We start from the raw sequence: 22,370 nt of genomic DNA on the forward strand, positions 1-22,370 counted from the left end.
TGCTCCCCCTATCTCAGTGCCAGAATAGTGTTAAAGGTATCGTTGGCCGCCTGCATAATGCGCGACGATGCCATATAAGCCTGCTGAAACTTCATCATATTGGCCGCTTCTTCATCCAGGTTAACCCCGGAGACGGAAGCTACCCGTGATTCTGCAGACTCTTTTTCTAAGCGTGCCACATCGGTCAGACGCGATGCGGTCGACATTTTGAGGCCAAATTCGGTATTCAGATTGTGGTAGACATCGATAATGGTCGAGTTGTTGTCATCCACGGTTTTATCGCTTTGAATATCAATCATTTTGCGCAGGTTACCGTTGTCACCATCGGACGGAACCAGGTTGGCGGTAAACTTATCATCACGCAGGGCACCACGACTCAGGGTGAAGATGGTCTCGCGCCCGTCATTCTCCTGTTCCGGAATAGTAATGGTCAGTTGCTCCTGATTGTCGTCAAATTGGTAAGGCTCACTGACCAGGATATTGCCGGCTTTATCCTGCACCCGCAGTTGCAGGCCGCCGCTTGGATTGCCGTCCCCATCGCGCGGCTGAATCACATAAGCTTCAAATTCACGCACGTCCCCCGCCTGCTCAATATTGAATTTGGCGGTCCCCTGCGCAAAAGCGGTCGAGGCTTCATAGCTCTGAGCGGCAATTTTTGACGCATCATCGGTGGCCATGCGCAGATTGGCCGCCCCGTCACGGGTAGGGCGGATAATCACCCGTTCGCCGGCGCGCGGCTCGTTATTTATCTGGATACGGAAACCATCCAGATCGATATGGTCGCGTACAGGCACCACAGTGCTCTGTTCACCGTTCGGGCGGGTAATGATGTAATCGTCCCCGTTATAGCTCAGTGAGTACTCGCCACCTTGCAACTGGCTGATGTCCTGAATATACACCGCCATGTCCGCCTGGGAATCGCTGCCAGTGACAACGCGAGCCTTGGCTATTTCGTCCGAGTTCACATCAATAAAGATATCGCTGCCGACATCGCCGCGCAGATCCAGGCCCTGATGCTGTAATTTATTGACTTCATAACTGAATGAAGTTGCCATGCGACCCAGTTCATCCAGCAAGCCAGGTATATGCTTGTCACGCATATCCATCAGTGCGCCGATCTTACCGCCGATATCGCGTGCGGTAATCGGCTTGATACCGTTGCCTTCCACCATGGCCAGGCGATGCTGTTTCACATCCGGATAACCGTCAATCATCTTCAGCTGACTGGCCTCGGTACCGGAAACCAGCGTGTGACCGTTACCGATATGAACGTTAAACCCTTCAGCGTTCTTACGCGGCGTCACGGTGACCTTTGTGTACTCAGACAACTCTTTAACCAGCTTCTCGTGCTGATCCATCAGGTCATTGTGCGGCCCCGGAGTACGCATCATCAGACGCTGCAGATCGCGGATTTCCAGACCAAGCTGGTTAATGCGTTTAATGCCGACATCCAGCCCTTTGTTCGTCACATCAAACTGACGCCGCACGGTCTCATGGAAGTCATTCATGTTCTGAGTAATTAAATCCGCTTTTTCCAGCACCACTTTACGTGCGCCGACATCATTGGGAGAATCTGCCAGGCTTTTGACTGAATCAAACCATTCATTGAGGTTTTCCGGGATTTTTTTCGATGCGACTGACGACAGCAGCTTGGAAAGCATATCGAGATTTTCTTCGCTGTCGCGTTTAAAGGAGTAGTCGGTGGTGGCAAGGTTAAGCTCTTTGACGGCAAACTGATCCCATGAGCGGCGAACATTTTCCACGTGCACGCCCATACCATAGGTTTCACCGCCAAGCTGGCGCGGTGTATTGGTGCCTTGGATGACAGACTGACGGCTGTAACCCTCTGTATTAACATTAGAAATGTTATGACCAGTGGTGTTAAGTTGTCTCTGAGCTGTCAGTACGCTTTGCGCACCCAAATTCAGCAGATCAGACGCCATAATGCCCCCAAAAACCAAGAAAATTGCCGCAGTAATACAGCACCTGTTAAGGTAAAAGCAATATGTATGCCAAAAGATAAAATCGAACTAAGCTACAGATAAATAAGGGATTGGTAACAAGATAAATAAGTGATTGGTAACAAGGTAAAGCAAAGAAAGCTCATCCGGCAGCAGTAAAAAAACCGGCAACAATGCCGGCTTAGCAATAAGGGAACGATGCGACATTGCAACCACGCTTACAGCGCGTCCATCTGCTCTATCTGGCTTTTCACCCGCAACACCTTGTCGGCATACTCAGGATCCGTTGCATAACCGGCCTGATGAATACCACGAATGAAGGCTTCATCATTACCGCCATGCTGCAGCGCGGTATTGTAACGTGGGTTATTTTCTAAAAAGCGCACATAATCATTAAAGCTGTCCTGATAGGTGCCGTAAGAGCGAAATGCTGCTTTTTCCATCACTGGCGTATGGTTGTAATATTCCAGCGTCTGAGTCGCGACTTTATTACCCTGCCAGCTGCGGTCAGCCTTAATGTTAAACAGGTTATGGCTGCTGCCACGCGCATTTTTGACCACTTTCTGCCCCCACCCCGTCTCCAGTGCCGCCTGAGCCAATAGCAGTGAGGCATCAATACCCAGAGCTTTGGCCGCTTTATTCGCGTACGGCTTGAGCGAAGCGACAAACGACTGCGGTGATTCAAATGTATCCGCTTTCTCACTGGCAACCGGACTTGCCGCTGCGGCAACCTGCGCCGGCTCCGTTGCCGGTTGCATTGCCGCCTGCTCACGGGCACGCTCGACACGGCGCATCGCCTGGTCAAAATTATCACCCTGATCAGCACCGGCATTATCGCCTGCAGAGAGCTGGGCAACAATCATATCGGCTAAGCCAAGCGAGCCGGAAGCACTCAGTTCGCTGGTCATCTGTTCATCCAGCATCTGGCGGTAGAAGTCTTCGTTCTGACTGTCGAACATTCCCGATTTGAAGCTGGCATTGGCATCACGCATCGATTTGAGCATCATGGTGGTAAATATCGATTCGAACTGGCGCGCAGCCGAGCGCAGTGCTTCTTTTTCCGATTGTTTGTCGCCGGTTACCGCCTGCTTACGCAAGCTGTCCAGGCTGGCAATATCGTGAATAAAACCGACATCATTAGGATTATTAACCATAACCTGCTCCTTAAATAATGATCAGTTGACCTTCAATGGCACCCGCTTGTTTGAGCGCCTGCAGAATAGCCATCAGATCCGACGGAGCTGCGCCCACCTGATTGACCGCGCGGACTAAGTCGTCCAGCGTCACGCCAGGCTCAAGTTTAAACATCTTACCTTGTTTTTCGGTCACTTCGATCGAAGAGTCCGGTACGACTGCAGTCTGACCTGCCGAGAGTCCATTTGGCTGGCTGACATTCAAATCTTCTTTAATCGCAACCGTCATGCCACCGTGGGTGACCGCAGCCGGTCTGAGACGCACGTGCTGACCGACGACTATGGTGCCGGTACGCGAGTTGACAATGATTTTTGCCGCACCGTCTGCCGGATTGAACTCAAGATTCTCAATCGCAGATAAGAAGGCCACACGCTGGCTGACATCACGCGGTGCGCGCACTTTTACTGAAGTGGCATCGACAGCCGATGCCATTTGCGGCCCGAGGAACTGGTTCACCGCATCCGCCATACGCTGCGCGGTCGTGAAATCAGATTCAAACAGGTTAAAGGTAATAAAATCGCCACGACTGAACGGGGTCGGAATTTCGCGCTCGACAATGGCACCATTGGAGATGATGCCCACCGTCGGGTTATTGCCGACAATGCTCGAGCCATCCGCGCCGTTAGCACTAAAGCCACTCACCACCAGATTCCCCTGGGCAACGGCATACACCTGACCATCCAGACCTTTGAGGAACGTCTGCATCAGAGTACCGCCACGCAGGCTGGATGCGGAACCAATCGATGAAACGGTCACATCAACGGTTTGCCCCTGTTTGGAAAACGCCGGTAAATCAGCAGTGATGATCACAGCGGCAACGTTTTTGGTCTTTGGCTTGGTCCCCGGCGGCAATTGAATGCCGAAGTTCTGCAGCATCGCGTTAAAGCTTTGATCGGTAAAGGGGGTAGATTCGCCGGTGCCCGGCAAACCAGTGACCAGGCCGTAACCCACCAACTGGTTACTGCGCACACCCGCTACCTGAGCCATATCTTTGATGCGGGCAGCCTGCGCCGTTGCCGCAACAAACATCAACAATAACAATGTGAGTCTTTTCATGGTGGATTACCTGTCTCTTTATAAAAACAATGAGGCCAATCTGGCCTCATCGATACCTCAAGCTGTCAAAATCTCGACCGCCCAGTCCGACTTACAAAGAGACATTAAAAAATCGTGCCAAGAATCCAGGTTCTTGCATATCTTGATTGGTTCCGGTGCCGGAATATTGAATTCGGGCGTTGGAAATGCGGTTTGAGGCAATGGTATTATCAAACCCAATGTCATCCGGACGAATGGTGCCACTGAGACGAATGTACTCGTCACCGGCATTGAGGGTCAGCCATTTCTCACCGCGGATCACCAGGTTACCGTTAGCCAGCACCTCAATCACTTCGACCGTAATCGAACCGGACAGGCTGTTACTCTGGTTGGCAGCGGAACTGCCGGAAAATTTGTTATCGTTTTTCAGACCATATGAGAAGTTGTAATCGCCCAGTTTGAGCTCCTGGCCGCCGACACTGAGCGGATCCATCGAGGCATCATTCGATTTGGATAAATCCGCATCGGCACTCTTAGAGGCGTTTGTGCTCTCGTCCAGGTTAACCGTGATAATATCCCCGATACCATGCGGTTTGGAGTCGTCATACAAGCTGTTGGCATGGTCAAGATTAAACAGCGAGCCGGTTTCTGCCGCGTAATGCTCCGGTTTTTTCTTCGGATGAATCGGCGCCCAGGCCGGGTCGCCCGCCACCGGGTCGGTACGATTACGCAACGTATCGATAAGGCCGGTACTGCTCGGCTCAGACTGATCACCTTCCACCGCATCCACCACTGTGGTGCCTGCTGCAACATCCGGTGTTTCAATCGGCTCCTGCAGCAGGCTACAGCCTGATAACAGTGAAATCAAAGCTAAACTGAGTAAACGTTTCATCGCGGCATTCTCTTGCTAATCTGTCACTAATCCAGCGCTTACAGCTGCTGGTTAACAAAGCTCATCATTTTGTCCACAGCCGAGATCACTTTTGAGTTCATCTCATACACGCGCTGCGCTTCAATCATGTTGACCAGCTCTTCGGTCACGTTCACGTTGGAGCTTTCCAGCATCGACTGACGGATATTACCCAGACCATCCAGCCCAGGCACCCCTTCCTGCGGATCGCCACTGGCGCCGGTCGGTAAGTACAGGTTCTGTCCAATCGGTTCCAGGCCACCCGGGTTAATAAAATCAACGGTGGTGATCTGACCAAGCACCTGGTTGTCCTGCTGGCCACGTACCCTTACTGACACTTCACCGTCATTACCAACCGAAATCGAGATAGCATCGTCAGGGATAACAATTTCCGGCTGCAGCGGATAGCCGTCACCTGAGGTCACAATCACGCCTTCAGCATTAAGAGTAAACTGACCATTACGGCTATAGCCGATGTTGCCATCAGGCATCAGAATCTGGAAAAAGCCATCCCCTTCAATCATCATGTCCAAACTGTTGGACGTGGTCTGTGCATTCCCATGAGTATGCACTTTTTGGGTTGCGACCACCTTTGAGCCCGCGCCCAGCATCAGACCACTCGGTAATTCGGTGTTCTGAGACGACTGGCCGCCTGGCTGGTTAATATTTTGATAAAACAGGTCTTCAAACACCGCACGGCTTTTCTTAAACCCTACGGTCGAGGCGTTGGCCAGGTTGTTGGAAATGGTCGCAATGTTGGTTTGCTGTGCGTCCAGACCCGTTTTACTTACCCATAATGCCGGCTGCATATTAAACTCCTGTTCTCGGTTAGCTCATGCGCAGCAGAGTATCGGATGATTTATCCATGTCTTCTGCCGTTTTCATCATCTTGACCTGCATTTCAAACTGACGTTGCAGATCAATCAGGCTGGTCATTTCGCCAACCGCATTGACATTACTGCCTTCTACCGCACCGGTCAGGATTTTGACCGTTGCATCTGCGTCATAGGCTACGTTGGGATCTTTCGCCCGGAACAGACCATTGACATCTTTATATAACGATTGATTATCGGGTTTAACCAGTTTGATGCGATCAACGATTTCCATCGCATCCGGCGGAGCGCCCTGCGGACGAACCGAAATCGTCCCATCATTGCCAATCGACACTTTGGCCAGCGGAACCGGCAAAGTGATAGGCGCACCATTCTCACCCAGTACCAGATGGCCACTGCCATTCATCAGCAGTCCGTTCGCGTCGATATTGAGATTGCCGTTGCGGGTCAGACCTTCTTTGCCGGTTTTATCCATCACTGCCAGCCAGCCATCGCCCTGGACAGTCACATCTAAATCGCGGCCGGTCGTGATCACACTGCCCTGCTGAAAATTGTGCCCCGGACGCTCAGTCATGCTGAATACCCGGCTTGGCAGGCCATCACCGTACGCTTGCATGGAACGCGCCTGCTCCAGATCCGCCCGGAAACCGGTGGTACTGACGTTGGCCAGGTTGTTCGCTCTCAGCTGCATTGCTTGCATATTCTGCTTGGCGCCACTCATGGCTAAAAACAAAGCACGATCCATAATTCGCTCCCAAAATCGTTTATTAACTGTAATAAAGCAATTGGCGTGCCAAAAATAAATAGTGTTTTAAATCAAATTATTAGGAAAGATAAAGCAGGAAATTGTTGAGAGGGGAAGACAGAATTTGCCGCGGCAATGAGGCAAGTGGCAATCCTGTCAAACCAGCGTTGCCGCTGGTTTGACAGGCCAGATGAAAGGATTATCGAATCTGCAGGATATTCTGTTGCAGCTGGTTATGGACTTCCAGAGCACGTGAGTTGGCCTGGAAGTTACGCTGCGCGGAGATAAGGTCCACCAGCTCCTGAGTCATATCAATGTTTGACTGCTCGAGTGTGCCGTTCTTAATGGTACCAAATGAACCTTTGTTGGATTCACCCCAGATTTTACCACCGGACATCTGAGTCGAATCCCACTGAGTACCACCTTTTTTATCCAGGCCTTGCTCGTTCGGTACACGCACCAGGCCCACTCGGCCCAGAGTCACGTTTTCACCGTTCGAATAAGTACCCATCACACTGCCGTTTTCGTCAAAATCGATCTTGGTCAGGAAGCCGGTTGTCGCCCCATCTTCATCAAACTTAGTCAGTTCAAACGGAGCGGCAAACTGAGTGGCCGCATCCAGACCGAAAGATAAGGTCTGGTTGACATCAGCACCATTCAGGTTAAGCGGGTTAGCACCCGCACCCAATGCTTCAGAAACAATAGGCTGACCATTGTTCAGGCTTGCCAATGTTCCATCGTTATTGAAGCGCATGGTGTGACCAACCTGACCGCTACCCGACGTTGCATCACCGCCAGCGATGTTAATTGGCTTCTCACCGTCACGGTCAGTCACTGTGTAATATGTCTGCCACGTATTCGGCTGAGTCTGATCTTTCAGATAATACGTGGTTAACTTATACGACTGCCCCATCGAGTCATAGATGGTTGACGAGGTTGAACGGTTGTAAGTTTCCGGATCGGTGAAATCAAACAAGGTTGGATCTTTTAGATCACCGTTAGCCGGCAGGTTGACACCCACATCAATATTTGAGGTCTGCTTTGGCTTACCAAACTCAGCTGGAATGTTCAGCGGTGAAGGCTCATAAGACAGCACTTCGCCGGTATCCGGATTAACCTGATAGCCCAGCAGGAACTCTTCATTTGAGGTCACCATGTAGTTGTCTTTGTTCAGGTGGAACGCACCGTTACGCGTCAACTCATTTTGCTGCGGCACCATACGATCTTTAGAAACCGCAAAAAAGCCGGTACCTGAGATACGTAGGTCCATCGGGTTGTTAGTATAAATACTTGAACCTTCATGGAATTGCTGCGCGACCTTGTTCGCCATCACGCCACCACCCGGAGTGGTTTTCGCGTTAGTGAACAGTGAATTCGAGTAAACATCACCAAATTCCGCACGCGACTCTTTAAAGCCAAAGGTATTGGCGTTCGCAATGTTGTTACTGGTGGTGTTCAGATCTAACTGAGCTGCGGACAAACCGCTTAGAGATACATATGACATTCCAAATTCTCCTATCTAGCTAGCATGATTATGCTTGGCCAACTTCTAGTACTTCAGCAAGTCGAACTGGCGATTCAAAACCAGCCAGATTGAGCAGTACGTTACCATCACCTTTACCCAGGAGAACGCTATTGACATTGGCATAGGTCGACACCTCAAAGTCTTTGCTTTCCCCATTCAGCAAACCCGAAGCTCTCACTTTGTATTTGCCGCCCGGCAATGGATTACCGTTTTGATCATTACCGTCCCATTCGATGCGGTTATCACCGCTTGGCTTCGCTCCGAGATCAAACGTGCGCACCAGCTGGCCCGCTTCGTTTTCAACTCGCACCATGACGTTTTCCATGGATTGGGGGAGCTTCACCATCGCCGCCATACTGGCGCCGTCCTTTTTCACCCCTGCAGCACCTGGTACCAGTACATCACGACCTACCAGAGAAGATGCCTGCAGAGCTTGGTTTGATGTCATCGACGAGTTGAGACTTTCAAACTGCTTGTTCATATTGCCGATACCATCAACCGTGGCAAATGAAGCCATTTGCGCGATCATCTGGTCGTTGCCGACCGGCTTAAAAGGGTCTTGTTGAGAAAGCTGCTTGGTGAGCAACGACAGGAAATCCTCTTGTTTGAGATCCTGTTTACCCGTTGTCTCGGTTGGCTTATTTTTCTCTTGAAGCGCTTTTAGCTGGTCAACATAGGACAAGCCGCTTTGACCAACGTTATTAATTCCGGCCATTCGCTACCTCCTTATCCTTATTGACCCATCTGCAGCGTACGCAGCAGCATTTGTTTACTCGCCTCAGCGACCTGAACATTACTTTGGTATGCGCGGGATGCTGAGATCATATTGGCCATTTCTTCCATCACGTTGACGTTAGGCTTGTAGATATAACCTTCGTCATTAGCAAGTGGGTGATCCGGGTTAAACTCCGCGGTAAGCGGTTTATCGCTTTCTACAATGCCCAACACTTTGACTGGCACATTCACATCATGGTTATAACGTGCCTTACTTAACTCAGCGCCAAACACCGCATGACGAGCTTTGTAAGTATCTTTCGCAGAGCTGCTGATACTGTCCGCATTCGCTAGGTTGCTCGAAGTGGTATTTAGACGAACAGATTCAGCACTCATTGCAGAACCAGTCACATTGAACACATTAAATAAGCTCATCTAATTATTCCCCTTTGATAGCTTTGGTTAAGTTCTTAAACTTGCTGCCTAAGAAATCGAGTGATGCCTGGTGACGCATCTGGTTTTGCATAAACAAGTTACGCTCCAGATCCACATCCACCGTATTGCCATCACCAGTGTCAGGTTGTGTCGGAAGACGGTAAAGCATTTCCCCTGTCACATTCGCAGAGGCAGGAATATGCCGACCATCGGTAAGGCTAAGACCAATGCTTGCCTCCGAACTTGCCGCCTGCAACGCCTTCTGGAAGTCCATTCCTTTTGCTTTGAACCCAGGAGTGTTTGCTTGCGCAATGTTAGAAGCAATCACTTCCGCATTACGTTCACGCACACCCACCGTGTACTGGTGGATACCGAGTGCATTGTCAAAAGAAATAGCCATACTGTGCCTCTTTGATAGAACTGACCGTTACTGATGAATTTATAGCAATTAGCGTACCAACTTTAACAATACACATTGACCACATCATCATCCCTTGCTGTTTTGCAAAATACACGCCAGAGCGCTGAGCAAAAACCATATCCGGTAATGTTTTCATCCAACCCTATTTTACCAAGCCGCCACCGGGGGAATGTCAGCCCGGCGGCAAGCCTGCAGCGCACCTTTGCCTCCTTAGTATAGCCGTCATCTTTAACCGGACACACACCTTAAGCCGATCGCACAAGCGCTTGCCGGCGGCAATGGTGAGGAGTCACGGGCGAGTACAGCGGCAAACAAAAGCCCGGCAATTTGCCGGGCTTATCGGTGAGGTATAACGCTTATTTGAGCTTATAGCTTATTTGAGCTTATAGATGATACCTGGGTTACAGCGCACCATCTCAAAACGGTCAGTCAGACCGGTCAGAGATTCTGATGCCCCAAGCAGCAGGTAGCCACCGGGATTAAGGCTGCTTGCCATTTGATTAAGTACTTTGGACTTCATCTCTGGCGAGAAGTAAATCAAGACATTTCGACAAAAAATAATGTCGAACTTGCCCAGCAAGCTATAGCTTTCCATCAGGTTCTGCGGGCGGAAGTTAACCATTCGCTTGACGTTGTCTTTGATCTTCATCCGGCCATCACCGGCGTCTTCAAAGAAGGTGCGACGACGCTCCGGAGAAAGACCACGCCCCAGAGCCAGGTTGTCATACACACCGGCCCGGCACATATCCAGCATACTGGTCGAGATATCGGTTGCAGTAATAGACACGCTGGGTAACACACCAGGACGACGTTGCTGTACTTCCAACACGGTCATCGCCATAGAGTAAGGCTCCTGACCAGAAGAACTGGCCGAAGACCAGATTTTGATCGGACGCTTGTTCTTGGCCAGTTCAGGCAACAGCTTATCGGCCAATACTGTGTATGGATAGGTATCACGGAACCATAAGGTTTCATTGGTCGTCATCGCGTCCACTGCGGCGACACGCAACTCTCGGTTGCGGCCGGTTGTAACATCACGCAGCAGATCGGATAGCGATGCCAGCTTGAATTTGCTGACAAGCGGACTCAGACGACTTCTGACCAGGTACTGTTTACTGTCTCCCAGCACGATGCCGCACTGAGATTCCAGAAAGCGGCAGAAATCACGATATTCTTGATCGCTGATAGTTATCGCAGTCATTCAGTTCTCTTTATTCTACTAAAGCCTTTTTCACTGCGTTACCCAGTTCATCCGGGTTAAATTTCGCAATGAACGAATTCGCACCGACTCGCTCAACCATCGCCTGGTTGAATACACCACTCAGTGACGAGTGAAGAATAACATACAAGTCTTTAAGAGCCGGGTTACGACGAATTTCAGCAGTCAGGGTATAACCATCCATTTCCGGCATTTCAATGTCTGAAATAACCAGAGAAATCTGATCGTAAATGCTCCCCTCTTTAGCCATATTGGCCAATTGCTGATGAGCATCTTTGCCATCTTTGGCCAGGATACACTCAAATCCAATCGACTCAATCGCACGTTGCACCTGTTTGCGTGCCACACTCGAGTCGTCCGCAATCAGTATACGGCGTACGATTTCTTTTTCCTGCTCGGCATGAGCAATCTGCTCGCCAATGCTGGCATCCATCACTTCATTCACCGGAGCGATCTCGGCCAGAATTTTCTCTACGTCGAGAATTTCTACCAGCTCGTTATCAATATTGGTCACCGCAGTCAGGTAGTTACCTTTACCAGCCCCTTCCGGTGGTGGCAAAATGGCTTCCCAACGCATGTTGATAATACGTTCAACTGAGCTGACCAGGAAAGCCTGAATCGTGCGGTTGAACTCGGCAATGACCACAAAACTTTTGTCAATTTCGGTGGTCGGACGGCCACCAATCGCCAGACTCAAATCAATCACCGATACGGTCTGACCACGGATGTGCGCAACGCCTTTTACCAGTCGATGCAAATTAGGCATTGCAGTCAAACGAGGGCACTGGAGAACTTCTTTCACCTTAAATACGTTAATGCCATAACGTTGGCGTCCGTTCAGACGGAAGGTTAGTAATTCCAGTCGGTTTTGACCGACGAGTTGCGTACGTTGATTCACAGAATCAAGAATACCCGTCATATGCACATCTCCATCTTAAACATTTTTATGTAAAAAAGTGATAACCTACCTAAGGCTATGAAGAAACCAGAGAACCGAACCATGATTTCGAATACCCGTGTATGCCAACATACCAAACGTAAGTGTAGAGCTTTCTGCCACTTTTATTATACCTGTATCGGCTTTTTGTGCGTTTTCTTTAGTCTTTCTGTGCACAGTGCAACACCAGAACAAATTGTTCAGATTCAGCAAGCCGCTCAGCAGCACGTTTTGAGCAACGTGGATACACCGGCCGGCAGCGAGCTGGATGTCAGTGCCGCCAATATCGATGAGCGTATTTTTGCCACCGACTGCCCTGCGCCACTGCAGACCTCATCATCATCTAACAACGGCTCTGCCAGTGCGATCACTGTGTTAGTAGAATGTGAGCCTGATAACTGGAAAGTCTATGTTCCGGTCAAATTAACGGTAACGGTTCCCATGGTCACCGCACTAACACCACTGACCCGCGGCCAAATCATCACAGCTCATAATGTGACGATGAGTATGGTAGATCTGCTGCGCTTCAGACGGCAAGGTTTTTCCTCTCCGGATCTGGTGGTCGGAGCAAAGACCAAGAAAAACCTTAAGTTAGGTGATGTCATCGAGCAAAATGATGTCTGTGTGGTTTGCCGTAATGAAAACGTACGTATCCGCGCCGTCAGCGGCGGGATGAGCATCACAACCGAAGGCACCGCATTGTCGGACGGGACCTTTGGTGAACAGATAAAAGTGAAAAATAGCAAATCTAACCGTATAATAGATGCTCAAGTCAGCGGAATAGGTGAAGTCACCGTACGATTTTAGCTGCCTCTACTCAACGCAGGGAAATTTACCCGACTGTTAAGAAAAAGCTAAAGTTCGTCGCTCAACAGTCGATATTGACGGTACACGTTCATAGTTTTATAAGGCTCAAAAATATGGCAGGCATTGATAACATTCGCTCAGGAAACTCGTTGACGACAACGAGCCGAAGCCCTGCGCGTTCAGAATCTAATGCATCATCAACAACTTCTGGCTCAGTCAGTCAGAGTTCTCAACCGCGTAACGATGCGGTATCGCTGAGCTCTCAGGGCAAAGCAATCGGTGAAATGCATAACGAAATGGCCGCGACGCCGAGTTTCGACAGCGCCAAAGTCGCTGCAATCAAAGAAGCGATTGCGAACGGCTCGTACAAAGTCGATCCGGAAAAACTGGCCGACAATATGATCAAATTTGAAAATGAACTGGGTGGCCTGTAAGCTGATACTCAGTCCGGCAAAAAGGTGATGAAGTCATGGCAGCATTGAAAGACTTAGTCGAGTTTCAGCTCAAAAACGCCCAGGAGCTGTCCGCGTTACTGGAGCAGGAAAAAATTGCCATCACCGGCCGTGTTGCCGCGGATATAGAAGCGCTGGCGAAACAGAAAATCACCCTAGTCGGCCAGTTGCAACAGACCGACCAACGCATTTCCAATCATCCTCATGTTCCGAGCCTGACAGAAGATGAATACTTGGCGAATCTGGTCGAACAAATCCGCAGCCTGGTACAAGAGTGCCAACAAGCTAATGCCGTCAACGGCGAGGCACTAAATCGTGCTCAGCTAAGTTTCAACAAATTGAATAATCTGATGCAGCAAAGTCACGGTAAAATCGGCATGACTTACAACGCGACCGGTCAAACTCATACCGTATCGACCTTAGGCACCAATATTAAAGCCTGACCGCATCAGGGCATAAACTGCGTAACAGATAACAAAAAAGCGGCTGTCGAGCGCCGCTTTTTTGTTATCTGGAGAGATGAGAGTGTGCCGCTTAGAATAATGTTTGCTGACGATTTTCCGGCACCTGCTGCACTTCACCGTAGTCGCGCAGACGATCCATCTTACGAATATCGAGACGCAGCTCAGTCACGTAATTGTCGCCAACTTTATAACTACGCACCACTTCCGCACCGCGGATCACACCATCAACAGCACCAGCCGTCAGTTCAGTCCCCATTCGCTGATCCTGCAATTGCGAACGCCCACTGACGCGCATGCCATACACCTGTTCAGCGAGTTCACGATAAGCATCGATTTTCGATGCGCGCATCGCGCGAACCTGTTTCTCTGCCGTATCGCGGCCACGCTGTTCATTAATATTGGCGTAACCCACCGCAGTCAACCACTCATCCGCGCGCAAAGTCTGGAGCGGCTGACATCCGGATAAGGCCATCACAGCGGCCAGCAGTACGAGTAATCCGTATTTCATCCTTTCCTCCTAGGGACGCAAAATCACAGTGTATGGTTGAGTCATGGTTGGATCGGACCGAATTAACACCCCATCCTGAGTACGCATACTGTTCAGCGTATCCAGATCGCGGCCAATACGATCCGCCGGTAAAAAGCCTTGCGCGGTAGCCACAACGATCCGTGACTGCATACCAACCACTCGGGCGTTAATCAGTACGCCACCTTCCTGACGCAACATGGTCCCGGTCAGAACATACTGAATCTCTTGCTGCTGGGCCAGATCTTTCCATTCACGACTGAAAGCAAAATCACCTTGTTGAGTGACCTGAATAGAACCTGTGGTTTTGAAATCCACCACTTTAAACCCACGGCGCTGGAACTGATAAATCAACCCTTCCGAGACCGAGTTGCCCAGCCAGTTAGTGGTATCCATATTCTGCAAATCGACAAAAGAGGTAATTGCAATCGGTGTACGGGCAGTCACACTGGTATTCGATTCGACCAGATCTTCGGTCAAGCTGTCCACAAAGAAGTCCAGGGTGTGGCGCGGACTCTCCATCAACATAAACTGCGAACCACCGTATGACTCTTTGCCGTTATAGATCGGGGCATAAGAGCAGGCAGTCAGCATCATCGCCGGCACTAAGCAAAGCCATTTTTTCATTATCTTCATCTCCAGATATACTAAGGCGGCACGTTCAATTTCACTCTCTGTGACAAAACTGGAACGCTCTTTGCTTTTCTAAGCTGAGACCACTTTGAACAGCAAATGCCTACATCAGCTGAAAATTAAAAAGCAAAATTTGTACCTGACTGGTAAATTACGATGAAAAAAAACATTTATTCTTTAGTTTCAATGCTTTTATTGTCACTTTGGATTCCTGCAGCCCACGCAGCCTGGTATGAGGTTACCGGAACCTCGGCCATTGTTGCCTCCGAAGAATCGGCCAGACTGCATGCATTGGAAGATGCCATCTATAAAGCGGTAAATTTTGCCGGGGCAGATATTGGCAGTATCAGTAACCTGTTACCGTTGCTGGAGGACAACCGGCGCGAATATCTGTTTGCCAATCATGAGGTACGCTCGATTCTGGTGGAAAAACGCCTTGTGGTCGGGAATGTGATGCAGGTGCGCGCCCGGATTGATATTTATCCGTCGGCAACAGCTTGCCACATCAGTAACTATAAAAAGACCTTTATGATCGGCAATATTGATGTTGCCTCTCCCCAGCAAGCCGTGATGGGTCAGATCTACGATGTCGGCGATGACTTCGCCCATATCCTCAATCGCCAGATCGAGCAGGACTCGCACAGTTTTATGTCGGTTGGCACCACAGACTATGATATTGATGCCCGCAACCCGGAGCGGATCAAAATGCTGGCTCAGGACTCAGGAGCTCAGTACCTGGTTGGCGGAGTGATTACCGACCTGACCGCAACCGTCGATCAGGGCACCTTCCAGGATGATGTGATTAACCGTCAGTTTGCGCTCGAACTGCATGTGTTTGACGGCAAAACCGGCAGCGAAGTGTATCAAGGTAATTACCGCGAAGTGGCCAACTGGCCATTTGCTAAAACCAGCCAGGTCGATACCCGCAGCGCCCGCTTCTGGACATCCACTTACGGTCAGATGCTGCTTCAGGTCAGCCGGGATATCATGCTGGATCTGGAGTCACAAATCTCCTGCAAAATTACCCTGCCAGAGGTGGTGGCTAAATTTGGTAATACCGTGAGCATGGATTTGGGTAGAATTCACGGCGTCAGAGAGGGCGATAAGTTGCAACTGTGGCACACCGGTGCCTTTATCGATCAAAACGGGTTGCCGCGCAATAAAGTGTCACAAAGCGAAATCACCCTGACCGTAAGCCGTGTCTATGACACCAATGCAGAACTGACCGTAGATCAGCCGGAGCTGGCTTCCAGTATTCAAGTTGGCGACGTAATGCACAAACAGTTATGATTGTGATTTGAAAACATGAATTTATTCAAATAATTGGGTAGTATATTCTTTCTCCGCTCCCGTGGCACAGCTGGATAGCGCGGCCCCCTCCTAAGGGGCAGGTCACAGGTTCAAATCCTGTCGGGAGCGCCATATAAAACAGCGCCTTAGCTTCAAATTAAGCTAAGGCGCTTTTGTTTATATCCACATAATGATCACGACTCTATATATTTTCAATAAAAAACACATAATAAATGCTCAGCTGTTACCCTCTCAATAAACTTAATACCCCTGATAAATTTGCCTTAACTTTGTAAAATGCGAACATCCTCAGTAGATTAATTTTACCAAACCCCGTAGTTTTTAAGGTAAAATCAACAAAAAATCATACTTAAAGATAGTTAAAAAATGTGAGAGGAGCTATTGGTGAAAATCGAGTACTTGAGAGTTAAAAACTACCGTGCTTTAAAGCAAATTGAACTAAAAAATATGCCTAGCTTATGTGTTTTTGTAGGTAAAAATGGTAGTGGGAAGAGCACAATTTTTGACATTTTTGGCTTTCTAAAAGATTCTCTTTCCGACTGGCACCTCCATAACTCTTTAAGCTGAGAGCCAAGTAAATACGTCACCATTAAGTCCTTGTTCATGCTCAGTATCTCACTCAGATAGCTCTCCTGCTTACCGTCTAAATTAGCTCTGTTTTTGAGGAGAACCCAGCGTGAACGTTTCACCCATTGGCGCGTTTTCTTGTCCTGTTTGAGTTGATTAGCTTGGTCAACTCTGACTCTATCCATCACTTCCCGGCCAAATTTGGCGACCACGTGGAATAAGTCGTACACAATGCGGGCGTTAGGACAATGTTGCTGCACTTCAAAGTCGAAAGCCGTATTCATATCCATTGCAACCGCTTCTATGTTCTGGCTATGCTCACCGAGTAATTCAAAGAAGGGACGGATATCTTTTCGGCTGCGTCCGACGCCTATCCAAAGCACTTGATGCGTCTTAGCATCCGCGATAACAGTGGCATAACGATGTCCCTTGAAGAGAGCAAACTCATCCATGACCAGTTGTCTCAGCTCTGCCCAGTTAACCTCTGGCACCACATGTTGCAGCCGACGCTTATCTATCGCCTTAATCGTATGCCAATGAACCCCCGTCATCTGGGCAATATGTTTGATAGGAAGAAGAGGCAACAACTGCTCAATGTAACTTCTTAAGCGGTTAGTCAGGCGAGCAAAAGGTTCAAGCCAAGAAATAGATTCGGTTTTGATACCGCAGTCAGGGCACTTGATACGCCTTGTTTGTAGGGATAGCTCGACGGGTACGCCGAGAATCATCGCTTCTTTAATCGTGCGCCACTGATAATCATGTATGGCTTGAACATGTTGCCCACATGAACATCGAGCAGTTGTGCTGGGTTGAAGAGTAATCGTGATGAGAGAAGACGTTTGTACAGACTTTACGACATGAAAGCCTTCCCAGAACGATGATAGGAAAGTATGATTCGGCATGAAAACGGTAGTTTGTGTAAGGTTGTGTTTGGCGATGTAACTTTATCACTTACTACCGTTTTTGTTTTAAGTTCCCGCTAATCCGCGATGAACCTAATAAAATTAGAGAACGTATCCTCTGGGAAAAAGAGAGTGATGAAAGTAATGCTTTTACGGTTATCATTGGTAATAACGGATGTGGGAAAACAGAACTCCTTAAAGACACCTGCAATTACTATCAATCACTAAGTAGTCGGTTCAGCTCTGGGCGATCAGGCTTAGTTCCGGTGATATTCTCTTGATAAAAGCTAGCTATTCTTTGATTATGATTCGTTACAAAAGCCTTTAACTCATCTTTTGAACGACTAGCATCCTGTTTATCCGTAGAAGCTCTCAGATACGCTCTAATCATCAAATGACTCCTTATGAGACAAAGTGTCTAATTTAAACCGATCATTAAATAACGTCTATTTTAATATATCTATTAAGTATTAGGATATTCAAACCCTACTATCAAATTTATCTATAGGTAAATTTGACACAAATCATCGAGATAATTTAAAGAAATAAAATTTTAAAATTCATCACACTTCACCCTCACATGATGAATTCATCATGTGTGGGTGAATCAAAGTGAAAATATTCAAAGCATCAATTAGATTTAACTCTACCTTAGAAAATAAATTTAACATATAATTAACAACAAAAATAAATTAGAGACATTGATCACAAAAACAATAGTGTGCACAGATCACAAAGAGTCAATAAATGATCAAATCAGGGTAATTTAGTGACTCAAATCACAAAATAATTTAATTTGGCGGTCAATAATAAACTCAGATTAAAGTTATGGGAGTACATATGAAGATCGGAATAGTAATTAGTGGCGGAGATAGCTCGGGGATAAATAACTTTATATTTCAAGTAGCAAGAATATCTAGTGCTGATATAACTATATTCAATGGCGGGATTCACGGTCTCCTTAGTGGAAATAAAATAGAAGTAAGCTATAGAGATCTTATTGACTACTCTATATCTTCAATGCCAATAATATCTTCTGGTCGTTCAGAAAGGTATTTAAACCAAGGTGAATACCAACAAATAGCGGCCAAATTAAAAAAAGAAAAAATAGAAGTCCTCATTTTAGCTGGTGGGGATGGTTCAATGAAATTTCTACATAAGCTCAGTTTACACGGAGTGAATTGCTTTGGTGTTGGAATGACTGTTGATAATGACTTAGATGGTTCTGAATATACTATCGGTTTTTCAACGGCTTGTGAACAAGTCCTTCACGAAGTAACAAAACTTAGAAATACTGGTCGAGCATTACCAAATCGAGTATTTCTTGTAGAGGTATTAGGTGCTTATTGTGGTGAACTGACATTACAGTCAGCTATAAAATCCAACTCTGATTTTGCTTTAATACCAGAACATCATATACCTATTGAAGATTTGGCACGAAGAGTTCAAGAAAAGCTGGCTATACAAAACAGCGTAATAATACTTTGTGCAGAAAGTTATACACATGAATATATACCAGGATTCCAAGGTGCGATAAATACAGTAGCAGAAAAGTTAGAACCATTAATCGGAATTAGAACAAGAAAAACAACGTTAGGATTTGGTTTAAGAAATGGGTGTCCTACAACAGAAGAAATATATCAAGGAACAATTGCTGCAAGTGAGGTTGTTCGTTGCATCAAAAGTGGAATGGCTAATAAAGTCATTGTAATAAACTCAAGTAATAAGCCTATTCCCGTAGATTTAGATACTATGGAGAATAGAGTGATAGATAAGGATGGACATTATTTTAAACTAGCACAGCAGTTAGGAATAATATAAAAATCTTATAATAAACAATGAAAGATAGAACATGAATGAAGGAATAAATTATGGCTTACAACATTTGGTGTGTATGTGGATGCGGTTTAGGTTCTAGTTTTGCTCTAGAAATGACAGCAAAGCCTATTTTAGAAAAAATGGGTGTTGACTTTAATTTGAACCATACAACGGTATCGGAAGTATTAGCATTAAAACCAGACGCAATTATTACATCTACATCATTTTCTGATGCTATCAGAGCTAGTGCTTCACCAGAAGATGCTGAGAAAATAATAACAATACAAAAATTTACTGATAGTAATGAAATGGAAGAAAAGCTTAGTAATTTCTTTCAAAAATAAAAAATAAAAACATCTCTTAGTTTAAAAAATATAAGTGACTTAATTGCGCATTAGGCTTCTTACACCCTAAATTTGATAGAACATGGAGAAAATATAATGAATGCATTATTTGAGTTCATAGTTAAAGATTTATTAGGCCAAGCCTCAATACTAATAGCGTTTATTGCAATGATTGGTTTAATCCTGCAAAAAAAATCATATGGTAAAGTATTTGAAGGTACATTCAAAACTATGCTTGGTTTTTTGGTAATGATGGCAGGAATAAATATCATCGTTGAAACCCTAACATTTTTAAATAATATTTTTACTAATGGATTTGGGATGACAGGGTATATTACTGACGTTGCTGCTATAGCAGGTGTAGCCAACAAACAATTAGGAACAGAAGTAGCCTTAACACTTATCGTTATTTTCGCAACTAATATCGTTATAGCTAGATTCACTCCATGGAAGTATATATTCCTAACAGGTCAAGCATTGCTTTGGATGAGTACAATTGGTGCAGTAATTGGTTATAAAGCAGGTTTAACTGGTGCGACTCTTGTTTTTACGGGTGGCATATTTGGCGGCATCATGGCTGTAGCTATGCCAGCGATGGCTCAACCTGTTGTTAGGAAAATAACAGGTAATGACAATATAGCTTTGGGTCACTTCTGTACAATTGGATATATGGTTCAGGCAGCCACAGCAAAAATTGTAGGGAAAAACTCTAAATCCACTGAAGATATCAAGTTACCAAAAGCTTTTTCATTTTTAAATGATACATACTTATCAATGGCTGTCGTGATGATACCTATGTATATCATTCCTGCATTGGCTGCTGGGCCTGAGTATATCTCTCAATACTCAAATGGTATGAATTTTGTAATGTACGCATTTATGCAAGCAATGGTCTTTGTTGCTGGCGTATTTGTGCTTTATTCAGGTGTTCGCCTATTACTACAAGAGCTAGTTCCAGCATTCCAAGGTATTGCTATGCGTCTTGTACCAAATGCAAAACCAGCTTTAGATTGTCCAGTCTTATTCCCGTACGCACCTAATGCTGTAATTCTAGGCTTCCTATCTACAACTGTAGGTACGGTTATCGGTATGTTGCTGTTCCCAATGTTTGGTTTAGCAATGATTCTTCCTGGGCTATTAACAAACTTCTTCGCAGGTGGTACCGCTGGTATTTTTGGTAATGCTATTGGCGGTCGCCGAGGAGCTATCATCGGTGGAGTTGTCCACGGTCTATTTATAACATTCCTTCCAGCTATTCTTATTCCACTTTTAGAAACTTATGGCTTTGTCGGTGTCACGTTCAGCGACTCAGATGTTATTTCTTCTGGTCTGCTACTAGGCAATGCCTTCAACGGTAATTGGGGATTTGTTGGAACATTCATCATCTTTGTTATCGCTATTACGATTTTCGTCAATAAGTCACTTTCAACTACTTCAGATAAAAAGGATATTGCAAATGAAACTGCTTAACTACAATGAATTATTCTCAATTGCAGAAGAACGTGGATTTAATGCTGTTGGGTCATTTAACTTACACTGTTTGGAAATGTTACCTGCATATTTTGAAGCGGCGCTAGATACAAATTCCCCCTTGATGATTCAGATTTCAACAGGGACAGCCGAATATCTAGGGTATGGGCTACTTGTAGGTTCAATTAAATCCCTTGCTAAAGCTCACAATGTACCTACATGTCTTCACCTAGATCACTGTTCAAATATCGAGGACATCAAGAAAGCTATTGATAGTGGCTTTAGCAGTGTTATGTATGATGGTTCACACCTACCTCTCGAAGAAAATATTAAAAATACAAACTTAATTATCGAGTATGCGCATAAAGTAAATGTCACTGTAGAGGCGGAATTAGGCGCTATCGGTGGCGCCGAAGACGGCAAATCTGTCGATGATGGCGATATCGCATTTACGTCCATATCAGAAGCTAAAACATTTGTTGAAAACGCAGATGTCGACATGTTAGCTGTTAGTATAGGGACGGTTCATGGCTCTTATACTGCTAAAACCAATATCCAACATGAACTGTTAAAAGAACTTCACGCTACAATTAAAAAGCCATTAGTTTTACACGGCGGTACAGGTGTTAGTGACGAAGATATGAAGTTTGTAGTTCGAACAGGAATGAACAAAGTTAACGTTGGTACCGAAATGAACGTTCAATGGGTTAAGCATTGCAAAGATACTTTCTCAAGTGGAAAAGTTAATGACTCTGTACGTAAATTTTTCATCCCTGCTCGCCAAGCCGTGAGAAACGTAATAGCTGAAAAAATCAATCTATTCAGTTAACTCTAGGAAAGCCCCGTGCACTCGGGGCTTATATAGGTAACCCAATGAGTTTATTAAAAAAAATATTTGGTGGTGGAAACACAAGTCCTGTTGATGAAAGCGACGCGATCTCGCTCCACGAGGAAATTTCTGCTCTAGAGAAATTGCATGAATCTGAACCAAATAATATTAGTTACCAACAAAAACTACTAATTAAATATACTCAAGCTGTATCTGTTTACTCTCAAGCACCTTCTTTTATAACTCAAGTAGATAGTGTTTTCACCAGAATGAATGAGTTAAGGAATGCAGCGAGGAAAAACTTCTAATTAAGGTAAT

General features: G+C 46.4%; 25 protein-coding genes, 1 tRNA gene and 1 pseudogene. 10 read left to right on the plus strand and 17 right to left on the minus strand.

Features of this window, described 5'->3' with window-relative positions:
• Positions 1 to 8: 8 nt before the first annotated feature.
• From flgK to J0X00_RS08345, 13 genes are all read right to left on the minus strand, one after another.
• On the minus strand, positions 9 to 1,943 hold the full coding sequence (gene flgK / locus J0X00_RS08285; protein ID WP_282477888.1) for a flagellar hook-associated protein FlgK: 1,935 nt from the start codon (positions 1,941 to 1,943) through the stop codon (positions 9 to 11).
• A 236-nt stretch (positions 1,944 to 2,179) separates the two neighbouring features.
• Entirely contained in the window at positions 2,180 to 3,115 is a 936-nt protein-coding gene (gene flgJ / locus J0X00_RS08290) for a flagellar assembly peptidoglycan hydrolase FlgJ (RefSeq protein WP_218562787.1), read from the minus strand.
• Positions 3,116 to 3,125: 10 nt separating this feature from the next.
• Positions 3,126 to 4,211 carry a flagellar basal body P-ring protein FlgI gene (locus J0X00_RS08295; protein WP_136482362.1) on the minus strand — a complete coding sequence of 362 codons (1,086 nt, stop codon included), beginning with the start codon at positions 4,209 to 4,211 and terminating at the stop codon, positions 3,126 to 3,128.
• Between the two features lie 91 nt (positions 4,212 to 4,302).
• Entirely contained in the window at positions 4,303 to 5,082 is a 780-nt protein-coding gene (flgH, locus tag J0X00_RS08300) for a flagellar basal body L-ring protein FlgH (RefSeq protein WP_282477889.1), read from the minus strand.
• A 38-nt stretch (positions 5,083 to 5,120) separates the two neighbouring features.
• Positions 5,121 to 5,909, minus strand: a complete 789-nt coding sequence (gene flgG / locus J0X00_RS08305; protein WP_136482358.1) for a flagellar basal-body rod protein FlgG — start codon at positions 5,907 to 5,909, stop codon at positions 5,121 to 5,123.
• A gap of 19 nt (positions 5,910 to 5,928) precedes the next feature.
• Positions 5,929 to 6,678 (minus strand): flagellar basal-body rod protein FlgF, encoded by a 750-nt coding sequence (flgF, locus tag J0X00_RS08310; protein WP_282477890.1) that lies wholly within the window; start codon positions 6,676 to 6,678, stop codon positions 5,929 to 5,931.
• Positions 6,679 to 6,877: 199 nt separating this feature from the next.
• On the minus strand, positions 6,878 to 8,182 hold the full coding sequence (gene flgE, locus J0X00_RS08315) for a flagellar hook protein FlgE (RefSeq protein ID WP_136482353.1): 1,305 nt from the start codon (positions 8,180 to 8,182) through the stop codon (positions 6,878 to 6,880).
• A gap of 28 nt (positions 8,183 to 8,210) precedes the next feature.
• The gene (gene flgD, locus J0X00_RS08320; protein WP_136482351.1) at positions 8,211 to 8,918 is read right to left on the minus strand and encodes a flagellar hook assembly protein FlgD; all 708 of its coding nucleotides are present in this window, start codon (positions 8,916 to 8,918) and stop codon (positions 8,211 to 8,213) included.
• Positions 8,919 to 8,935: 17 nt separating this feature from the next.
• Positions 8,936 to 9,352, minus strand: coding sequence for a flagellar basal body rod protein FlgC (gene flgC, locus J0X00_RS08325; RefSeq protein ID WP_136482349.1), 417 nt, complete (start codon positions 9,350 to 9,352; stop codon positions 8,936 to 8,938).
• Between the two features lie 4 nt (positions 9,353 to 9,356).
• Positions 9,357 to 9,752, minus strand: coding sequence for a flagellar basal body rod protein FlgB (flgB, locus tag J0X00_RS08330; protein WP_136482347.1), 396 nt, complete (start codon positions 9,750 to 9,752; stop codon positions 9,357 to 9,359).
• Positions 9,736 to 9,909 (minus strand): hypothetical protein, encoded by a 174-nt coding sequence (locus tag J0X00_RS08335; RefSeq protein ID WP_282477891.1) that lies wholly within the window; start codon positions 9,907 to 9,909, stop codon positions 9,736 to 9,738. Before J0X00_RS08335 ends, flgB begins: the two co-directional genes overlap by 17 nt.
• A 237-nt stretch (positions 9,910 to 10,146) precedes the next feature.
• Complete coding sequence (locus J0X00_RS08340; protein ID WP_136482343.1) at positions 10,147 to 10,974, minus strand: protein-glutamate O-methyltransferase; 828 nt, start codon at positions 10,972 to 10,974, stop codon at positions 10,147 to 10,149.
• Positions 10,975 to 10,984: 10 nt separating this feature from the next.
• A complete protein-coding gene (locus tag J0X00_RS08345) occupies positions 10,985 to 11,911 on the minus strand; it encodes a chemotaxis protein CheV (protein WP_136482341.1) in 927 nt (308 codons plus the stop codon).
• Between the two features lie 81 nt (positions 11,912 to 11,992).
• Here J0X00_RS08345 and flgA point away from each other — a divergent pair, with 81 nt between their 5' ends.
• From flgA to flgN, 3 genes are all read left to right on the plus strand, one after another.
• Positions 11,993 to 12,736, plus strand: a complete 744-nt coding sequence (flgA, locus tag J0X00_RS08350) for a flagellar basal body P-ring formation chaperone FlgA (protein ID WP_256612551.1) — start codon at positions 11,993 to 11,995, stop codon at positions 12,734 to 12,736.
• Positions 12,737 to 12,849: 113 nt separating this feature from the next.
• Positions 12,850 to 13,170: a flagellar biosynthesis anti-sigma factor FlgM gene (gene flgM / locus J0X00_RS08355; protein ID WP_136482337.1), complete on the plus strand. Its 321-nt coding sequence runs from the start codon at positions 12,850 to 12,852 to the stop codon at positions 13,168 to 13,170.
• A 35-nt stretch (positions 13,171 to 13,205) separates the two neighbouring features.
• Positions 13,206 to 13,631, plus strand: a complete 426-nt coding sequence (gene flgN / locus J0X00_RS08360; protein ID WP_136482335.1) for a flagellar export chaperone FlgN — start codon at positions 13,206 to 13,208, stop codon at positions 13,629 to 13,631.
• A 91-nt stretch (positions 13,632 to 13,722) separates the two neighbouring features.
• On the opposite strand, the gene flgP is transcribed toward flgN, so the two are convergent.
• Positions 13,723 to 14,160, minus strand: coding sequence for a flagellar assembly lipoprotein FlgP (gene flgP, locus J0X00_RS08365; RefSeq protein ID WP_136482333.1), 438 nt, complete (start codon positions 14,158 to 14,160; stop codon positions 13,723 to 13,725).
• A 9-nt stretch (positions 14,161 to 14,169) separates the two neighbouring features.
• Positions 14,170 to 14,805 (minus strand): FlgO family outer membrane protein, encoded by a 636-nt coding sequence (locus J0X00_RS08370; RefSeq protein WP_136482331.1) that lies wholly within the window; start codon positions 14,803 to 14,805, stop codon positions 14,170 to 14,172.
• A gap of 162 nt (positions 14,806 to 14,967) precedes the next feature.
• Here J0X00_RS08370 and J0X00_RS08375 point away from each other — a divergent pair, with 162 nt between their 5' ends.
• Together J0X00_RS08375 and J0X00_RS08380 are read left to right on the plus strand one after the other, a co-directional pair.
• Positions 14,968 to 16,101, plus strand: coding sequence for a flagellar assembly protein FlgT (locus J0X00_RS08375; protein ID WP_282477892.1), 1,134 nt, complete (start codon positions 14,968 to 14,970; stop codon positions 16,099 to 16,101).
• Positions 16,102 to 16,156: 55 nt separating this feature from the next.
• Positions 16,157 to 16,233 (plus strand) — tRNA-Arg (locus J0X00_RS08380).
• Positions 16,234 to 16,535: 302 nt separating this feature from the next.
• Here J0X00_RS08380 and J0X00_RS08385 read toward each other — a convergent pair.
• On the minus strand, positions 16,536 to 17,591 hold the full coding sequence (locus tag J0X00_RS08385) for an ISL3 family transposase (RefSeq protein WP_282477893.1): 1,056 nt from the start codon (positions 17,589 to 17,591) through the stop codon (positions 16,536 to 16,538).
• Positions 17,592 to 17,811: 220 nt separating this feature from the next.
• Positions 17,812 to 17,985, minus strand: a pseudogene (locus J0X00_RS08390) (recombinase family protein); the annotation flags it as partial.
• 446 nt (positions 17,986 to 18,431) lie between these two features.
• On the opposite strand from J0X00_RS08390, the gene J0X00_RS08395 reads away from it, so the two are divergent.
• The 5 genes from J0X00_RS08395 (at position 18,432) to J0X00_RS08415 (ending at position 22,360) form a co-directional block, all read left to right on the plus strand.
• Positions 18,432 to 19,412 (plus strand): 6-phosphofructokinase, encoded by a 981-nt coding sequence (locus J0X00_RS08395; protein WP_282477894.1) that lies wholly within the window; start codon positions 18,432 to 18,434, stop codon positions 19,410 to 19,412.
• A 50-nt stretch (positions 19,413 to 19,462) separates the two neighbouring features.
• On the plus strand, positions 19,463 to 19,753 hold the full coding sequence (locus J0X00_RS08400; RefSeq protein ID WP_282477895.1) for a PTS sugar transporter subunit IIB: 291 nt from the start codon (positions 19,463 to 19,465) through the stop codon (positions 19,751 to 19,753).
• Positions 19,754 to 19,849: 96 nt separating this feature from the next.
• Entirely contained in the window at positions 19,850 to 21,223 is a 1,374-nt protein-coding gene (locus J0X00_RS08405) for a PTS sugar transporter subunit IIC (RefSeq protein ID WP_282477896.1), read from the plus strand.
• The gene (locus J0X00_RS08410; RefSeq protein WP_282477897.1) at positions 21,210 to 22,052 is read left to right on the plus strand and encodes a class II fructose-bisphosphate aldolase; all 843 of its coding nucleotides are present in this window, start codon (positions 21,210 to 21,212) and stop codon (positions 22,050 to 22,052) included. Before J0X00_RS08405 ends, J0X00_RS08410 begins: the two co-directional genes overlap by 14 nt.
• A 44-nt stretch (positions 22,053 to 22,096) precedes the next feature.
• Positions 22,097 to 22,360: a hypothetical protein gene (locus J0X00_RS08415; RefSeq protein ID WP_282477898.1), complete on the plus strand. Its 264-nt coding sequence runs from the start codon at positions 22,097 to 22,099 to the stop codon at positions 22,358 to 22,360.
• Positions 22,361 to 22,370: the final 10 nt, after the last annotated feature.

This window comes from Vibrio sp. ABG19, assembly GCF_029962385.1.
Lineage (GTDB): Bacteria > Pseudomonadota > Gammaproteobacteria > Enterobacterales > Vibrionaceae > Vibrio > Vibrio ostreae.

Coding starts and splice junctions, on each gene's coding strand:
- flgN (WP_136482335.1), top strand. CDS start 13,206: ATGGCAGCATTGAAAGACTTAGTCGAGTTTCAGCTCAAAAACGCCCAG.
- flgB (WP_136482347.1), bottom strand. CDS start 9,752: ATGGCTATTTCTTTTGACAATGCACTCGGTATCCACCAGTACACGGTG.
- J0X00_RS08385 (WP_282477893.1), bottom strand. CDS start 17,591: ATGCCGAATCATACTTTCCTATCATCGTTCTGGGAAGGCTTTCATGTC.
- flgA (WP_256612551.1), top strand. CDS start 11,993: ATGATTTCGAATACCCGTGTATGCCAACATACCAAACGTAAGTGTAGA.
- J0X00_RS08295 (WP_136482362.1), bottom strand. CDS start 4,211: ATGAAAAGACTCACATTGTTATTGTTGATGTTTGTTGCGGCAACGGCG.
- J0X00_RS08335 (WP_282477891.1), bottom strand. CDS start 9,909: ATGAAAACATTACCGGATATGGTTTTTGCTCAGCGCTCTGGCGTGTAT.
- J0X00_RS08340 (WP_136482343.1), bottom strand. CDS start 10,974: ATGACTGCGATAACTATCAGCGATCAAGAATATCGTGATTTCTGCCGC.
- J0X00_RS08395 (WP_282477894.1), top strand. CDS start 18,432: ATGAAGATCGGAATAGTAATTAGTGGCGGAGATAGCTCGGGGATAAAT.
- flgF (WP_282477890.1), bottom strand. CDS start 6,678: ATGGATCGTGCTTTGTTTTTAGCCATGAGTGGCGCCAAGCAGAATATG.
- flgK (WP_282477888.1), bottom strand. CDS start 1,943: ATGGCGTCTGATCTGCTGAATTTGGGTGCGCAAAGCGTACTGACAGCT.
- J0X00_RS08370 (WP_136482331.1), bottom strand. CDS start 14,805: ATGAAAAAATGGCTTTGCTTAGTGCCGGCGATGATGCTGACTGCCTGC.
- J0X00_RS08345 (WP_136482341.1), bottom strand. CDS start 11,911: ATGACGGGTATTCTTGATTCTGTGAATCAACGTACGCAACTCGTCGGT.
- J0X00_RS08410 (WP_282477897.1), top strand. CDS start 21,210: ATGAAACTGCTTAACTACAATGAATTATTCTCAATTGCAGAAGAACGT.
- J0X00_RS08400 (WP_282477895.1), top strand. CDS start 19,463: ATGGCTTACAACATTTGGTGTGTATGTGGATGCGGTTTAGGTTCTAGT.
- flgJ (WP_218562787.1), bottom strand. CDS start 3,115: ATGGTTAATAATCCTAATGATGTCGGTTTTATTCACGATATTGCCAGC.
- J0X00_RS08405 (WP_282477896.1), top strand. CDS start 19,850: ATGAATGCATTATTTGAGTTCATAGTTAAAGATTTATTAGGCCAAGCC.
- flgP (WP_136482333.1), bottom strand. CDS start 14,160: ATGAAATACGGATTACTCGTACTGCTGGCCGCTGTGATGGCCTTATCC.
- flgM (WP_136482337.1), top strand. CDS start 12,850: ATGGCAGGCATTGATAACATTCGCTCAGGAAACTCGTTGACGACAACG.
- flgG (WP_136482358.1), bottom strand. CDS start 5,909: ATGCAGCCGGCATTATGGGTAAGTAAAACGGGTCTGGACGCACAGCAA.
- flgD (WP_136482351.1), bottom strand. CDS start 8,918: ATGGCCGGAATTAATAACGTTGGTCAAAGCGGCTTGTCCTATGTTGAC.
- flgH (WP_282477889.1), bottom strand. CDS start 5,082: ATGAAACGTTTACTCAGTTTAGCTTTGATTTCACTGTTATCAGGCTGT.
- J0X00_RS08415 (WP_282477898.1), top strand. CDS start 22,097: ATGAGTTTATTAAAAAAAATATTTGGTGGTGGAAACACAAGTCCTGTT.
- flgE (WP_136482353.1), bottom strand. CDS start 8,182: ATGTCATATGTATCTCTAAGCGGTTTGTCCGCAGCTCAGTTAGATCTG.
- J0X00_RS08375 (WP_282477892.1), top strand. CDS start 14,968: ATGAAAAAAAACATTTATTCTTTAGTTTCAATGCTTTTATTGTCACTT.
- flgC (WP_136482349.1), bottom strand. CDS start 9,352: ATGAGCTTATTTAATGTGTTCAATGTGACTGGTTCTGCAATGAGTGCT.